Here is a 15,442-nt window from a genome sequence, read left to right as displayed (position 1 = left end):
GCCCCTTAGCCGCGCAAATGTCGCTTCACCAAGGGAGGATCAAAGTGGCTGACGAAATGTCCGGCGGATGTGCTTGCGGGCGGGTTCGTTACACGGCGAAGATCGCCGACGACGAGGCGTACCTCTGCCACTGCCGAATGTGCCAACGCGCGACCGGCTCAATCTCCATCGCCTTCAAGAACGTGAAGCAGTCCGACGTCGCCTGGGAGCATGAGCCCGACTGGTACGACAGCTCCCCAATTGCGGAGCGCTCCTACTGCCGCGAATGCGGGACCTCGTTTGGCTTTCGTTTCAAGGAAGGCAGCGAGAACATGGACCTGACCGTCGCCAGCTTTGACGATCCCTCGCGGTTCAAGCCGATGCATCACTTCGGTGCCGAGAGTATTCATCGCGCCTGGCTGAACACCGAGGGACTCAAGGAGATGCGGACCGAGGATTATCAAAAGCTCGTCGACAAATGGGTCGACGCGACGGGCAGCTTCCCCGGCTAAGTGGTCGGGACGCAATAGTCCTTGGTCAGCGGCGGCGGAGCGTCTGCGCGCAACTGCAGCCGAGGCGTCAGTTCCGTCAGTTTCCGAACGTAAATGTCGGTGAAGACCGTCGCGCACTTGCGTCCGAGGTGGGAAAATTCCGGCAAGGGAAGGTCCTTTGCGCCGGGCAGATCGTCGATGTGGATGCCGGCGCTCTCCGTGTTGCGCAGGATGACGTCCCAACCCTTGGCCTTGGGGACCTGGGCTTCCTCGTTCACGCGCAGTTCTGGCGCCGAGGGGGGACGAACGAAGATGACGTCGCCACCTCGGGTGCGAATCTTGTCCACGGCGGCCTTGGCCCTCGCATGACCCTTGGCGATGAGGTCCGGCGTGTAGGGGAAGGGGTCCTTGAAGCCTTTCCAGGCCCAGCGCGTCCTGGCGCGCCACGCCGGGTCATATTCCACCCGGTCCCACAGATATGTCGCCCGATGCTCACCGACTTCCTGCAGCTTCCAGATATCGTCCTTGGGGCCTTCGACGCCGGGCCGGAAGTCGTCGTCCAGCCGATGGGCGAGAACACTGAGGCGATAGTTGGAATCGAGGAAGGCGAGGTGACGCTGGAGCATGTGGTCGATCTCGTTCGACACGACCCGGTAGGGCGCCCTGAACTCATGCCATTTTTTGACGTAGCCGCCGTATCCGTCGAACGGCTGGAAGAACATCGTGTCGGCGAGCCCGACAATCAGGAGTCCGTTGAAATCCTTGTCGTCCGCCATGTCCTCGAGGAGGGTGAGCGCACTGGTCCCGTGGATCGCAAGCTGGATCGGCCGCACCCCGGTCAGCGCTTCGAAGCGGTCGAGATCGGTGTCGAACAGGATGCGGGAATCGCCGACGATCGCGACCGGCGCTCCGGCCGCTCTGATCTTCTCGTTGCTCCAGGAAATCTCGCTATTGTCGAGGTCGCCCGCGTGAAGGCCGATCCGTTCCCGCGCATTCACCTCGAGCGCGATCCCGCCGACGACCAACGCGGCCAGCACACCAAGCGCAATCCGTCCCCACGGCTGCGCCGGCACATCCCGCGTCGGAACCGGCTGAGCCTGGCCCGGCCGATCCGATGCGGTCAGCCTGAGGCCCGCCGGAAGCGCGCCTTCACGCTCGACGATGCCCTTCGGCGCGGAGCCGGGGTCAGAACTGGAAGTAGATGAAGGCACTGCCTTTCCCCTGTTCTGCAAGAACCGCGACCGCCATGATCGCCAGCAGTCCGCCGACGAGCCATGCGGGCGTTCGCTCCACCGCGATTTCCAGCGTCTTGTCGCGCATCCACCAATGCGTTCCGACAATCCCGCCGACGATCACGAGCGCATAGATCATCGGCAGCAGCGCGATCATCGGGATCGGATCCGCCGCCAGCCCCGCCATCGACTGCAGCATGGTCGAGGCGACGGTGAAGTCCTTGGCGCGGAAGAACACCCAGGTGATGTTGACCAGGACGTACGTCAGCAGGCCGAGGCCGACGAAGGCCAGCGGCCCCGGCGTCCAGCCTTTGAATCGCGCCCGCAGCCAGCGTTCAACCACCAGGTAGAGCCCATGGAGCCCACCCCAGACGACGAAGGTCCAGGCCGCTCCGTGCCATAGGCCGCCGAGCAGCATCGTCCCCATCAGCGCGGTATAGGTCCGCGCCGGGCCATGCCGGTTCCCTCCGAGCGGAATGTAGAGGTAGTCGCGAAGCCAGCTCGACAATGTGATGTGCCATCGCCGCCAGAAGTCCGAAAAGCCGACCGCCGCATACGGGAAGCGAAAGTTGTCGGGCATCGCGAAGCCCAGGCACATCGCAACGCCGATCGCGGTTGTCGAATAGCCCGCGAAGTCGCAGAAGATCTGCCCGCTGAACGCCAGCGTCGCGACCCAGGCGTCGAGCGCCATCGGAACGCCCCGATGCGCGTCGTAAACCTTCTCCACGACGGGCGCGAGGAAGCCGTCCGCAAGCACCACCTTCTGGAACAGGCCGAGGGTGATCAGCGCCAGGCCGAAGTACAATTGATGCGCAGTCGCTCGGCGCGTGTTCGCGAACTGGGGCACCAGCTCGGTCGGCCGCATGATCGGACCCGCGACCAGGTGCGGGAAGAAGGTCACGAACAGCGCATAATCCAGGAAGTGCTGCGCCGGCTTCGCCCGCCGGAGGTAGACGTCCAACGTGTAGGACAGGGTCGCGAAGGTGTAGAAGCTGATCCCGACCGGCAGGATGATGTCCCACTTCGGCGGCTGGTAATCGATGCCGATCGACGCCGCGAGCATGACGAAATTCTCGAGCAGGAACTCGCCGTACTTGAAATAGCCGAGCATGCCGATGTTCACGACCACCGAGATGATCATCCACATCTTGCGCGTCCGCTCCTGCTTCGCGCGCACCATCCACTGGGCCGCCCACCAGTCGACGACGGTCGAAACCCACAGTAGGATCACGAACGGCGGGTTCCACGCGGCGTAGAACAGGTACGACGCGATCAGCAGGTTGATCTTCTTCTGGTGCCAGCTGAAAAACGGCGCGTTGTGCAGCGCGAGCACGAGCGCGAAGAAGACCAGGAAGGTCAGCGAATTGAATATCATTGCGGACGCCCTCGGCGTCCGCTGTTCCCCGTTCTCATGTACAGCTTCCCCCGAATGCTGCACGCGCCGGCTAGCGAGACTCAGCTAGCGGGCGGGTCGGACGCTGGCACGGTGGCCCGCGGGTGGCAACGCTAAATATTCAGCGCCGAGTTAGTGGCAGCTTTCGACCCAAACCTGCCGCTAGTTCAGCTTGCCGCAGCATTCGACCGACTTTGGATAGTGGCTGGGAACTCCCGCTTACTGGCCTGTGGATAAGTTCAAGCTGAGACCTTCGAGTCGACTACTCACGGCAACGGCAGATGACTGCTAAGGCACGGCGGTTACCGCGATCGAGTCGATGCTTCGGAAAGTCGAAGCGCTCGTCATCGGCCCCGTCACGAGACTGCGGCCTGCGCCCCGGAGGGCGCCGGACCGACTGTACGTGTGCATCTCCTCACTTTGACGAGAAGGGCCCCACATGTTTGCACTGCATCCTCCGCTTGCCAGGCGTCATTTCCTTACCTCCACAGTGCTCGGCGCTGTCGGCGTCCTAATTCCAATGGGCGCAGCCGGCGCTCAGTCGATGCCTCCGCCGTCACCAACTCCTTCTCAGACCGTCACGCAGACGCCAGAGCCGACCTCATCGTCTGCGCCGATTGCCCGAAGCGCTTTCATTGGCGCGACGGCTGATCCGAGCGCCGACGCATCGATCCGACCTTTCAAATTCCACGCAACGGATGAGCAACTGGCGGACCTAAAGCGGCGGGTGAAATCCACGCGATGGCCCAGCCGAGAGCTTGTGCCAAATCCCACACAGGGCGTGCAGCTCGCGACGATGCAGAAGCTTGCCGATTATTGGGCGAACCAATACGACTGGAGAAAGATCGAAGCTCGGCTGAACGCGCTGCCGATGTTCGTGACCACAATTGACGGGCTGGACATTCACTTCATCCACGCCAAGTCAAAGAATCCAGGCGCGCTACCGATCATCGTCACCCACGGCTGGCCCGGATCGATCATTGAGCAATTGAAGATCATCGACCCGCTGGTGAACCCCACGGCTCACGGCGGAAAAGCCGAAGACTCCTTTGACGTCGTGATCCCGTCGCTTCCCGGCTACGGATTTTCCGGCAAGCCGACCGAGCTCGGATGGGAGCCAGTCCGCATTGCAAAGGCGTGGACCATGCTGATGCAGAGGCTCGGTTACGATCAGTTTGTCGCATCCGGCGGCGACTGGGGCGATCCGGTCACCGAACAACTTGCAGTGAATCATTCCGACCATGTTCGAGGTATTCATTTGAACATGCCGTCCGCGGTTCCCGAGGAGATTTTCGCGGCGGTGAACGGTGGGCCGGCCCCTTCAGGACTCTCGGCCGATGAGCAGAAGGCCCTGGAACAGCTGAAATTCTTTTTTGGGAAGGGCCTGGGCTACGCCAACGAGATGACGCTTCGACCGCAGACTCTCTATGCGCTTGAGGATTCGCCGATCGGCCTCGCCGCCTGGATTCTTGATCATGACGATGAGAGCCTGAAAATGATCTCGCGCGTGTTCGATGGGGTAAGCGAAGGGCTTAGTTGCGACGACGTTCTCGATAACATTACCCTCTATTGGCTGACCGAGACGGCGGTGTCTTCCGCGCGTCTGTACTGGGAGAACAAGCTTGCGTTCTTCAAGCCGCAGGGTGTGACCGTCCCGGTCGTCATCAGCTCCAACCCGACAGAACTTTACCAGGTGCCTGAGACATGGGCGAAGGCGGCCTTTCCGAACATGATCTATTACAAGCGCCACCCGAAAGGCGGCCACTTCATGGCCTGGGAACAACCGGAGTTTTGGACGGACGACGTTCGAAACGGCTTTAGATCTGTGCGCCACTGAACGATTGTGAGGGCGGTGCCGATCAAGTGCCGCCCATCCCTCGGGAGAAGACTATGTCACCCTTAATTGCGATTGCTGCGGTTGCAGCGATCCAGGGGCAAGCGCCTCCTGCGCGCCCTCCGGGCACTGAGCGTACCGACCTTCAGCGCCACGACCTCAGCATTCCCGGCTGGGAATCGCTTCAGGCTCGGGTCGATTTTGCTCCGGGCGCTTCCTTTCCAATGCACAGTCATCCAGGGGAAGAAATCATCTACGTCCTTAACGGCACCATCGAGTACGACGTCGAGGGCGAAGGAGCGTTTACAGTCAAGGCCGGCGACGTTCTGTTCGTGCCAGCTGGCGTGTTCCACTCGGCCAGGAATTCCAGCGAGGCGCCCGCGTCCGAATTGGCAACCTACGTGATTGAGAAGGGCAAACCGTTAGTCACGCTGAAAAGATAGGCGCGCGGACTGTCGATCCGGAACTGCGGCCGACCAATCGCCGCGTAGAGTCCTTTTCGGATGGCGTGTTTGCGATCGTCATCACCATCATGGTGCTGGAAGTCCACATCCCTGACAGACTTGCATTTGCAAGTGATTCCGTAACGCTCCAGCGGTTTGGCGCTGGCTACCTGACTTACGCGCTCAGTTTCTTCGTCATCGCCAATCTCTGGGTCAGCCACCATTACCTGATTTTTACGCTCAGCCGGCCAACCCGGACCACAATCTGGTTCAACAATCTCCTGCTGTTCTGCATCTCCTCGATCCCCTTAGCGACGAGATTTTTAGGGACGCATCCACTTTCGTCTGTAGCGGCGGCAGTTTACGGCTCGGTCGGCGCGGCAAGCACGGCGGCCTTCATGCTGCTTCGCTCGCACGCATCGCGGCGGAGCCACAACGCAGCGCACCGCGACATTCATCACCGCATCTTACGCAAGTCTGCTGCTTTTCTGGCGATTTACCTCGCCTCGATCCCTCTTGCGTTCGTAAACGTCTGGCTGGCGTGGATCTGCTTTGTGAGCGTTCCGCCCATGCTGGTCGTGCCGATCATCCGCGCACAAATCGTGACGAAGGGCTCGCCGGAAGACGAACATCACGACGTGGAGCATTCCTGTCCTTAAATTGGAGGCCAAGTTGGGTCAGCTTGATCGGAGAGAATTTCTCGGTGTGGCCGCAGCGACGCTGACTGCGAGTCAATTGGGTGCGGCCACTTCTGCGACGGTCCCAGCATTCGGGGCGATCAAGCAAATTGATGGCGGACTTTTGAACATTGGCTACGTCGAAGCTGGACCTGTACAGGGTATTCCAACTCTACTGCTTCATGGCTGGCCTTACGACATCCACGCCTTCGAGGAAGTCGTGCCCATCCTTGCCGCCGCTGGTCATCGCGTGATCGTCCCTTACCTTCGCGGATACGGTTCGACGCGCTTCCTGTCCGCCGACACGGTCCGCAATGGCCAGCCAGCCGCGCTGGCGATGGACGCGGTTGCTCTGTTGGATGCTTTGAAAATCGATAGGGCAGTCCTTGCGGGTTTCGACTGGGGTGCGCGAACGGCGGACATAGTGTCGGCGCTATGGCCCGAACGCGTCAGGGCTCTCGTGTCCGTCAGCGGCTACCTGATCGGCAACCAGCAGGCAGGAAAGCAACCGCTCCCGCCCGAAGCGGAATACCAGTGGTGGTACCAATTCTATTTCGCGACGGAGCGAGGGAAACTGGGCTACGAGAAGAATCGCATCGAGTTCAACAAACTGATCTGGCGTCTCGCCTCGCCGCAGTGGAAGTTCGACGACGCGACTTTTGCCCGCTCGGCGCTTTCCTTCGACAATCCGGACCATGTGGCCGTCGTGATCCACAATTACCGTTGGCGAATAGGCTTGGCGAAAGGGGATGCGCGGTACGACGATATCGAGGAACGACTTGCAGCGGGGCCCACGATCAGTGTTCCAACGATTACGATGGAAGGGGATGCCAATGGCGCTCCACACCCGCAGCCTGCTGCCTATCGCGCCAAGTTCACCGGCAATTATGAGCATAGGACCATCGGTGGCGGAATTGGGCACAATTTGCCGCAGGAAGCGCCGCGAGAGTTTGCCGAAGCAGTCTTGCAGGTTGCTTAGGGTCTCATCGAACGAACTACGCATTCTCGCCTATCCCTAGTGGCCGCTTTCGACCCATTGCGGACACTAGGCACATGCTGACCGCTGAGCCGTGAAGCAGCGACATAATGCCCTCAACGCTCAGACAAGCTAACGCATCGAGGACACAGCTCAGTCTCATCTGGCCGAATTTTGCGAATGGCAAATGTCGAAAGCGGGTACCCAGGGCACTCGGCGTGCCAGTGCCAAAAGGGCGTCTTGCGCTGACTGGCGATGCCGCGACGATACTCAATCATTCGGACCCCGGCGACCTATGATCTCCGGATCCTAACTAATGCTCAGATTAGCTAGAATGAGTAATATTACCTAGATGCCTTCTTCAGGTTTTGGACCGCCTCGAACCATTCCTGCCACTAGGGTTCACCCTAGTGTTTGGGACGGGAAGGAGGTTTAGGAAAGATGCATCGCTGAACTCGACCACTAAGCATTTCAGCGCCTGAGAGACATTGATTTGCGCTCCCGCTTTTCTGAAGGAGTGCACGTCGGCTCCCGGGACGAGTCCCCTAGCGAACGCCGTCAAGTTTAGCGCCAATGATGGCGTAGTGTCGGCGCATCTGCCAAATGCCATTGAACCCGTCGCGTTCGGCAACCAGTCCGAGAAGTCTGACGGCTCGGGCGCATCGCATAGGTGTAGATAACGTCAGCTTTCCAACCGTTTCCGCCGCTTGGGGGTTAGTGGCGGAGTTCGATCCATTCCTGCCACTAGGCTTCCGGTGGCAGCTTCCGACGCCATTGCAGCAGTGAGGATGAAAGGGTTCCGTCGAAGGTGCGCCCACGCAGCGGAAGTTGCTGCTGCTTGATCGAATTGACCAGCAGGACCAGCTACTGCTGCCAAACATATTCGCCATTTGCGCCGTGGGTCAAAGTCTCGTGGAATATGTTCAATTCCGACGCGCCGTCGGGTCTTACACGCTCAGAAATTAGCCGCTCGGTAAACGGCAAAGGCAAGCCCACGCGATAGTGGTAGTGATTGAATCCGACTTCAAAGGTATTGAAGACGGTGTCGGTTGAAACTGCGTTGGCGCAGGTACCTTGCATGTCGCCGGTCAAGAGTTGGCGGGCCAAGAGCTCCATTGCCGCGGTAAACCGCTTGGTTTGGGGCGTGTAAACATCCACACCCTGATTCCAGGCAATTTCAGCGGCGTGGAGGGCTGAGGCTAACCCAAACTGTGCATGATGGCCGTTGTCACGGCAGGTTTCTTGGGTCAGGCCATCGACCCACCGAACGGGATCGAACCAGACCGCCGGAGATATGCGATGATCGCCTGCGCCAGGCTCAAAATCGGATTGAAGAAAGATGTAGGCCTTGCTTCGAGCCTCAAGCCTTTGCAGACCAATTTTGAATGCGGAAACGTCGTCGTTGAAGACGGAGATTGTCATCAAAGCGTCGATCTGGGTCAGGTCGACATTGCCATTCCAGTGACTGGCCGTGAGCAGCTGCGGGTAGAATGCTCGCCGAAACATGGCCTGCAAGGCTGCTATATCGTCAGTGCTCCAGTCTGGAGACTCTCGCATGACTTCGGCTGCCTCGCCGAAAAGTGCGCCGATCCATCCAGCGTGCAATTTGTCCTGATCGGTCTTCCCGACGAATCCTCGTAAGTTCGCCCAAAGGTTGAGAATTGCGATAGCCCGTCGAGAATATTTGCGATTGCCCGTAAGGCGCCATGCGAGCGCATTGGCGTAAGCTTTCACGGCTTCTGCTTGCGAAGCCGCTGCCTGAGTTTGATCCTCCGCGTCGATGACGGTGAGAGCGAGGCCGGGCGCCTGAGCCTTCTGTTCAACCCTGTGGAGGATGCTTGCCCATGGCTCTTGGCCCTCGGCGATCCGTGCTCGCGCCCTGTCGAGCCCGGAAGCCGTGTTTAACGCGCCAGGGTGTAGAAATCCAGGATCGTCCTGCGCAAATACCGCTGAGGACACGGCTGAAGCGAAGAGTCCGAATGCAATCGACAGCACACCAAACCGTTTTCCTGCGTAAGGTCGTCTGGACGCTTTGCGCATACATTGATGGATCAAGGGCCAACGAGTCCTAAGATGTGCCTTGATCCGGTGACATTGAATCTAGGGTCTTACAATCCGCACTTTTGACATCACCAGCCTGCATCGCGACGGCAGCTATCCACCCATTCCGGCCGCCAGCCTGCAGATAGAGGCGTCCGGGCACGCCAACGGACCAAGTCCATTCTCCGCCGCAACTCGCATCCGTTGCAAAGTAGGAATGCGCCTGACATGTCGCGTCATCGATGAAAAATCGCTCCGCCGAAATCGCCGTTTGCAGCTTCGTTAGTGCGAACATTGGGACCATTCGCGGATGACGGGGGCTGTAATCCGCCGGTGGTCGGCTTCCGATGGCGTCGACCTGGCCTACCATGAACTGGGCGAGGGCAGGCCGGTCATCCTGCTCCACGGACTCTTTTCCGACGCGAAAATGAACTGGATTCGCTTCGGCCACGCCGACCGCATCGCCGAACAGGGTTTCCGCGTGATCATGCCGGATCTCCGCGCTCACGGGGCCAGCGGCCGTCCGCATGGTCCGGAATTTTATCCGAAGGGCATTCTGGCCCGCGATCTGCGCGAAATGATCGCCCATCTCGGTCTCGCCGACTTCGACCTCGGCGGTTTTTCGCTGGGTTCACGGACAACCGTCGAGGGCATTGGCGAAGGCTTGAAGCCTCGGCGCGCGATCCTCGGCGGTGCCGGCCTCGAAGGCTTGCGGAACTGGGAGCGTCGGAAGACCTTCTTCGTCGAAGCCATCCGACTGTTCGATACCGTGCAGCGCGGCGACCCGCACTGGCTGTCCATCCAGTTCATGAAGAGCCAGGGTGTCGACCGCATCGCCGCGGCCCAGCTCCTCGAAAGCTTCGAGGACACCTTCATGGACTGGCTTGAAGCCTTCACCATGCCGACGCTGGTCGTCTGCGGCAGCGAGGATGATGATAACGGTTCGGCCGAAGAGCTTGCGAACGTTCTTCCGAATGCCGTGTTTCGGGAAGTGCCCGGAACGCACATGAGCTCGGTTACCAAGCCCGAGTTCGGCATTGCCATCGCGGAATTTCTTTCCGCCGTTTGAAGATCATGCGCCACGGCTTGACGAAAGGGGGTGGCAAGTTCCAGTCGGGCCGCCTCGGGAGTCTGCCGAGCTTGGGGAGAGTCGATTCCATGAAATTTGCAGCATCTGTTTCGCTTGCGGCGATCGCGCTTGCAGGTTGCGCCGCCAACACGTCTTCCGCAGCGCCGGTCGCCGAAGTTCCGGCGAGTGCCGCCGCGCCGGCCGCGGACGCGCTTCCGTATCCGCTGACGCCTGATGGGGCCGCGCAGTTCATCGCTGCGGCCGAAAAGGACATGTTCGACTTCAGCGTCATCGGGGGCCGCGCCGCCTGGGTGAATGCGACCTACATCAACGACGATACCGATGCGCTGAACGCCTATTTCGGAACCATTGGGACCGAGAAAGGCGTCAAATATGCGACCCTCGCCGCCCAATATGCGCGGGTTCCCGGGCTCGATCCTGACGTCGCGCGCAAGCTGAACATTCTTCGCGGTGCTCTCGTCCTTGCTGCGCCGCAAACATCGGGCTCGGCCGCCGAGCTCAACGAGATCACGACCCGCCTGCAGTCGGCCTACGGCAAGGGCCGCGCGACGCACAACGGCAAGGTCATCACCGGCGACGACGCTGAAGCGCTGATGGGCGAGCTTCGCAATCCGAACGAGACCAAGGAAATCTGGCAGAGCTGGCACGAGAATGTCGGCCGGCCGATGCGCCAGGACTATACGCGCATGGTCGAGATCGCGAACGCAGGTGCCAAGGAACTCGGCTATGCCGATACCGGGGCCATGTGGCGGTCGCAGTACGACATGTCGCCTGAGGAGTTCTCGGCGATGTACGATCGACTGTGGGCGGAGACGAAGCCGCTGTACCAGGCGCTCCACTGCTACACGCGGTCCAAGCTCAATCATAAGTACGGCAATGCCGTGCAGCCAGCGACCGGCCCGATCCGCGCCGACCTTCTCGGCAACATGTGGGCACAGGAGTGGGGCAATATCTACGACGTCGTCGCGCCGAAGGGCTCGGGCGATATCGGATACGACCTTGAAGCGTTGCTGAAGGCGAAGAAGTACGACCCGGTGAAGATGGTGAAGGCCGGTGAGGGCTTCTACACCTCGCTCGGCTTCGCGCCGCTTCCAGCGAGCTTCTGGACCCGGTCGCAGATCACCCGGCCGCAGGATCGCGAGGTCATCTGTCACGCTTCGGCCTGGGACCTCGACAACAAGGACGACCTGCGCATCAAGATGTGCACCAAGGTCAATGCCGACGACTTCGTGACCATCCATCACGAGCTTGGGCACAACTTCTATCAGCGGGCCTACAACCAGCAGCCCTATTTCTATCTCAATGGCGCCAACGACGGCTTCCATGAAGCGATCGGCGACTTCATCGCTCTGTCGGTGACGCCGGAATATCTGGTGCAGATCGGCCTTCTCGACCGCAGCAAGGTTCCGGATGCCAGCAAGGACACCGGCCTGCTGCTCCGTCAGGCGATGGACAAGGTCGCCTTCCTTCCGTTTGGCCTGCTGGTCGACAAGTGGCGGTGGGGTGTGTTCAACGGCTCGATCACGCCGGCGAACTATAACCAGGCCTGGGTCGACCTGAAGCGCGAGTATCAGGGCATCACGCCGCCGGTTGGTCGTTCGGAAGCGGACTTCGATCCTGGCGCCAAGTTCCACATCCCGGGAAACACGCCTTACGCTCGCTACTTCCTGGCGCGAGTCCTTCAGTTCCAGTTCTACAAGGCCGCCTGCGACATGTCCGGCTGGCAGGGCCCGCTTCACCGCTGCAGCTTCTATGGCAACAAGGAAGTCGGTCAGCGGCTGAACCAGATGCTGGCGATGGGTGCATCGAAGCCCTGGCCGGATGCGCTCCAGGCCTTCACCGGCAGCCGCGAGATGTCGGCCAAGCCGATGCTCGAATATTTTGCGCCGCTTCAAACTTGGCTCGAAGAGCAGAACCGCGGGAAGCAGTGCGGTTGGTAGATTGAAAAAGGGGCGCCTCGCGGCGCCCCTTCATTGTTCGGTGGTCTTGAAGTCAGGCCGTCGTACCGGATCCCGATCCGGTGTGAGCGCCGAGCGAACCATTGCCGCCGCCGGTCTCACTCATGCCGCTCTTGCTGCGGGTGGCCGTTGGCCGCGACCCAGTGGAGCGCGAAGTGCGCGCCGAGCTGCTGCCGGTCGCCGCGCCGGAGGGTGAGCTGTCAGCGCCGGCGGTGTCGAACTCGTCGCTATCGCTGCCCGAGGAGCGCATGTTCTCGGTCCAGTCGCTGATCTGGCTGCTGAGGTTGCTCATCTGCTCGCTAAGCGCGTTGCGCTTCGACCAGAGGAACACCCCTGCACCGACCGAGGCTGCCGCGACTGCAGCGGCGGCGATCGGCCGGTCCTTGACCGTGTTCAGCCAGTCGCTGCTGTACTGGTTGCGGCCCGACGGATTGTTATTCCGGCCGCGGTTGTTGCTTCTTGCCATGTTGGAATCTCCTCCAGGTTTCGTTGTGTTTTCAACGCGCTGGACCGAGGCAAGTTTCAGTCCAGCGGTGAGGAGATGCGGATAAGCGACGGACGCCGCGCCTAAAGTTGTTCGAGCAGCGTCTCGGCGCTCGAGGCGCGATACTCGCCCGGCGCTTCGACGTTCAGCTGTTCGACGACGCCGTCGTTGATCAGCATCGAATAGCGCTGGCTGCGCTTGCCCATGCCGAACTTGCTGGCATCGAACGAAAGTCCGAGCGCATCGGAGAATGCGCCATTGCCGTCAGCGAGCATGGTGATGTCGCTGGAGCCATCAGCCTTGTTCCAGGCCGACATGACGAACGGGTCATTGACCGAGAGGCAGGCGATCTCATCGACGCCCTTGCCTTTGATGTCTCCGGCCTTCTCGACGTAGGACGGCAGATGGCGCGCGGAGCAGGTCGGCGTGAAGGCGCCCGGCACGGCAAACAGGGCCACGCGGCGGCCGGCGAAGAACTCGCCGCTGGTGGTTTGCTCGGGGCCGTTGTCGGTCGCCACGGTCAGCGGAACGTCCGGCAGCTTGTCGCCAACATTGATCGTCATGCGAAATCTCCTTGGAGGGAATACGGCTGATGCCCCTACAGCCGCGATGGGTGTCTTCTCAAGACTTGCCGCGTCAACTCTCGCGGCTCATTACCGATCCATGGACGAGCCGCGTTTCCTGTCGGGCAAATTGCTGCTGGCAATGCCCGGAATGGCCGACCCACGCTTTGAGCGTGCCGTGGTCGCGCTTTGCGTGCACGATGAGAACGGCGCGGTTGGCGTCGGGATCGGCCAGAAGCGCGCCGGCATGCGCTTTCGGTCCTTGCTGGAACAGCTTGAAATCGACCCCCGCGATGCCCCGGATTGCGCGGTCCACCACGGCGGCCCGGTCGAGCCGGGCCGGGGCTTCGTCCTCCATTCGACCGACTGGGGCGGACAGGACTCTCTCCAGGTCAACGGACCTGACGGGGCAGTGTTCGGCATGACCGGCACGATCGACGTCCTGAAGGCGATCGCTGAGGGGCAAGGCCCCTCGCAGTGGATTGTCGCTCTCGGCTATGCTGGCTGGGGCGAGGGCCAGCTCGACGAGGAGATGACGCGGCACGGCTGGTACGCCGCGCCAGCCACGCCGAAGCTGATCTTCGACACGCCGACCGACGAGCGCTGGGTCGCCGCGTTCAAATCCGACGGGATCGACATTCGCCTGCTCGCCAACGAGACCGGCGCCGCGTGAGTTGTCTCGTTTGGACATATAAAGAATTCTTTATATTTGCCTTGAGACGCGTGTCCGGCTAGGGGCGGCGCGACGCGCACCTTGCGCACCAGCATTCACAATTGGAGATTTTTGACGTGGCGACCCAGGCTGAAACGCGTTTCACCGATTATGTCGTGAAGGACCTCGGCCTTGCCGATTTCGGTCGCAAGGAAATCGAGATCGCTGAAACGGAAATGCCGGGCCTGATGGCGCTGCGCGATGAATATGGCGCTTCGAAGCCGCTGAAGGGCGCACGCATCACCGGCTCGCTGCACATGACGATCCAGACCGCGGTCCTGATCGAGACGCTGGCCGACCTCGGCGCCGAGATCCGCTGGGCCTCGTGCAACATCTTCTCGACGCAGGATCACGCTGCGGCCGCGATCGCTGCGCGCAACATCCCGGTGTTCGCGATCAAGGGCGAAACGCTCGAGGAATATTGGGACTACGTCACCCGCATCTTCGACTGGGGTCAGGACACGACTTGCAACATGATCCTCGACGACGGTGGCGACGCCACGATGTTCGCGCTTTGGGGCGCGCGTGTTGAGGCCGGCGAGGCTTTGTTCACGCCGTCGAACGAGGAAGAGGAAATCTTCGCTGCGACGCTGAAAAAGTTCCTGGCCGAGCGTCCGGGCTATCTCACCAAGACCGTCCAGGCGATCAAGGGCGTATCGGAAGAAACCACCACGGGTGTTCACCGCCTTTACGAGCTCGCCAAGACCGGCAAGCTCCCGTTCCCGGCGATCAACGTCAACGACAGCGTCACCAAGTCGAAGTTCGACAACCTCTACGGCTGTAAGGAGTCGCTGGTCGACGCCATCCGCCGCGGCACAGACGTCATGCTCGCCGGTAAGATCGCCTGCGTTGCCGGCTTCGGCGACGTCGGCAAGGGCTCGGCGGCTTCGCTCCGCAACGGCGGCGCTCGCGTCATCGTGACCGAAGTCGACCCGATCTGCGCGCTGCAGGCGGCGATGGAAGGCTATGAAGTCGTGACGATGGAAGAGGCCGCCCCGCGCGCCGACATCTTCGTCACCGCGACCGGCAACATGGACGTCATCACGCTCGACCATATGCGGGCGATGAAGAACATGGCGATCGTGTCGAACATCGGCCACTTCGACAGCGAGATCCAGATCGGCGCGCTGTCGAACATGAAGTGGACCGAGATCAAGCCGCAGGTCGACGAAGTGGAATTCCCGGATGGCAAGAAGATCATCGTCCTGTCGAAGGGCCGCCTGGTGAACCTCGGCAACGCGACGGGCCACCCGAGCTTCGTGATGTCCTCATCCTTCACCAACCAGGTGCTCGCGCAGATCGAGCTCTGGACGAAGAGCGACCAGTACAAGAACGACGTCTATGTCCTTCCGAAGCACCTCGACGAGAAGGTTGCCCGCCTTCACCTCGGCAAGCTCGGCGTTCATCTGACCGAGCTCAATGAGAAGCAGGCCGCCTACATCGGCGTGCCGCAACAGGGTCCGTTCAAGCCGGATCATTACCGCTACTAAGCGGCTCTGGAATAACAGCGAGGGGGCGTTTCCAGCGATGGAAGCGCCCCTTTTGTTTGCCGACGGGGCCGCTTTGGCTA

At 61.0% G+C, this 15,442-nt stretch carries 14 protein-coding genes; 9 read left to right on the top strand and 5 right to left on the bottom strand.

All coding sequences use genetic code 11. The features are described from left to right. Nucleotides 1-44: 44 nt before the first annotated feature. Entirely contained in the window at nt 45-491 is a 447-nt protein-coding gene (locus ABD928_RS01240) for a GFA family protein (RefSeq protein ID WP_187714129.1), read from the top strand. On the opposite strand, the gene ABD928_RS01235 is transcribed toward ABD928_RS01240, so the two are convergent. Together ABD928_RS01235 and ABD928_RS01230 are read right to left on the bottom strand one after the other, a co-directional pair. Beyond that, a complete protein-coding gene (locus ABD928_RS01235; protein WP_345165318.1) occupies nt 488-1,681 on the bottom strand; it encodes a hypothetical protein in 1,194 nt (397 codons plus the stop codon). The genes ABD928_RS01240 and ABD928_RS01235 overlap by 4 nt on opposite strands. Next, entirely contained in the window at nt 1,656-3,077 is a 1,422-nt protein-coding gene (locus ABD928_RS01230; RefSeq protein ID WP_345165315.1) for an MBOAT family O-acyltransferase, read from the bottom strand. Before ABD928_RS01230 ends, ABD928_RS01235 begins: the two co-directional genes overlap by 26 nt. Before the next feature lie 457 nt (nt 3,078-3,534). Between ABD928_RS01230 and ABD928_RS01225 the strand changes: the two genes are divergently transcribed. From ABD928_RS01225 to ABD928_RS01210, 4 genes are all read left to right on the top strand, one after another. Then, nucleotides 3,535-4,932, top strand: a complete 1,398-nt coding sequence (locus ABD928_RS01225; protein WP_398286114.1) for an epoxide hydrolase family protein — start codon at nt 3,535-3,537, stop codon at nt 4,930-4,932. A gap of 53 nt (nt 4,933-4,985) precedes the next feature. After that, entirely contained in the window at nt 4,986-5,372 is a 387-nt protein-coding gene (locus tag ABD928_RS01220) for a cupin domain-containing protein (protein ID WP_187714126.1), read from the top strand. After that, the gene (locus tag ABD928_RS01215; RefSeq protein WP_345170119.1) at nt 5,369-6,031 is read left to right on the top strand and encodes a TMEM175 family protein; all 663 of its coding nucleotides are present in this window, start codon (nt 5,369-5,371) and stop codon (nt 6,029-6,031) included. The genes ABD928_RS01220 and ABD928_RS01215 overlap by 4 nt, the downstream gene beginning before the upstream one ends. 76 nt (nt 6,032-6,107) lie before the next feature. Continuing rightward, the gene (locus ABD928_RS01210; protein ID WP_223276177.1) at nt 6,108-7,028 is read left to right on the top strand and encodes an alpha/beta fold hydrolase; all 921 of its coding nucleotides are present in this window, start codon (nt 6,108-6,110) and stop codon (nt 7,026-7,028) included. A gap of 861 nt (nt 7,029-7,889) precedes the next feature. Here the strand turns inward: ABD928_RS01210 and ABD928_RS01205 are convergent. Further along, nucleotides 7,890-9,065 carry an alginate lyase family protein gene (locus ABD928_RS01205; RefSeq protein ID WP_223276176.1) on the bottom strand — a complete coding sequence of 392 codons (1,176 nt, stop codon included), beginning with the start codon at nt 9,063-9,065 and terminating at the stop codon, nt 7,890-7,892. A 310-nt stretch (nt 9,066-9,375) separates the two neighbouring features. Between ABD928_RS01205 and ABD928_RS01200 the strand changes: the two genes are divergently transcribed. Next, entirely contained in the window at nt 9,376-10,134 is a 759-nt protein-coding gene (locus tag ABD928_RS01200; protein ID WP_187714122.1) for an alpha/beta fold hydrolase, read from the top strand. Nucleotides 10,135-10,223: 89 nt separating this feature from the next. After that, nucleotides 10,224-12,095, top strand: a complete 1,872-nt coding sequence (locus ABD928_RS01195; protein WP_345165304.1) for a M2 family metallopeptidase — start codon at nt 10,224-10,226, stop codon at nt 12,093-12,095. Nucleotides 12,096-12,147: 52 nt separating this feature from the next. On the opposite strand, the gene ABD928_RS01190 is transcribed toward ABD928_RS01195, so the two are convergent. Next, nucleotides 12,148-12,579 (bottom strand): hypothetical protein, encoded by a 432-nt coding sequence (locus tag ABD928_RS01190; RefSeq protein WP_187714121.1) that lies wholly within the window; start codon nt 12,577-12,579, stop codon nt 12,148-12,150. A 101-nt stretch (nt 12,580-12,680) separates the two neighbouring features. Then, the gene (locus tag ABD928_RS01185) at nt 12,681-13,160 is read right to left on the bottom strand and encodes a peroxiredoxin (protein WP_345165300.1); all 480 of its coding nucleotides are present in this window, start codon (nt 13,158-13,160) and stop codon (nt 12,681-12,683) included. Nucleotides 13,161-13,260: 100 nt separating this feature from the next. Between ABD928_RS01185 and ABD928_RS01180 the strand changes: the two genes are divergently transcribed. Together ABD928_RS01180 and ahcY are read left to right on the top strand one after the other, a co-directional pair. Then, nucleotides 13,261-13,833, top strand: coding sequence for a YqgE/AlgH family protein (locus ABD928_RS01180; protein WP_345165297.1), 573 nt, complete (start codon nt 13,261-13,263; stop codon nt 13,831-13,833). Nucleotides 13,834-13,949: 116 nt separating this feature from the next. Then, nucleotides 13,950-15,362 (top strand): adenosylhomocysteinase, encoded by a 1,413-nt coding sequence (gene ahcY, locus ABD928_RS01175; RefSeq protein ID WP_187714120.1) that lies wholly within the window; start codon nt 13,950-13,952, stop codon nt 15,360-15,362. The last annotated feature ends 80 nt before the right edge of the window (nt 15,363-15,442 follow it).

Source organism: Sphingomonas daechungensis, from assembly GCF_039543105.1.
Classification (GTDB): domain Bacteria; phylum Pseudomonadota; class Alphaproteobacteria; order Sphingomonadales; family Sphingomonadaceae; genus Sphingomicrobium; species Sphingomicrobium daechungense.
Note: the sequence above shows the minus strand (reverse complement) of the source record. Positions and strands in the feature narration are given on the sequence as shown.